General features: G+C 67.5%; 1 pseudogene. It reads left to right on the forward strand.

Annotation, left to right across the window (positions count from 1 at the left end):
* Positions 1-286 (forward strand): annotated as a pseudogene (locus tag EN850_RS37655) (hypothetical protein); the annotation flags it as partial.

Here is a 286-nt window from a genome sequence, read left to right on the forward strand (position 1 = left end):
CGACAAGCCTGGGCGCCTCGGAAAACAGCAATTGCCCGGGCTCGATGCCGAGGCCGGCTTTCCCTACGCCAGGGGGCTGCATGCCGCCTTCGGCATCGAGCCGGCGACCAGGCCATGCTGTTGCCGAAGAAGATCAAGGGCAGTGTCAACCCGGCCGGCATGGCGGAGCGCAAGGCACTGCTTTGCCGGCATGGCTATGAAATGGATTTCCTCGACCAGCCGCCGCCACGTGGTGCGGCCGCCGACGATTTCGGCGATGCGGCCGGCGATCAGCGCCATCGCCGCC

This window comes from Mesorhizobium sp. M8A.F.Ca.ET.207.01.1.1 (assembly GCF_004794715.1).
Lineage (GTDB): Bacteria > Pseudomonadota > Alphaproteobacteria > Rhizobiales > Rhizobiaceae > Mesorhizobium.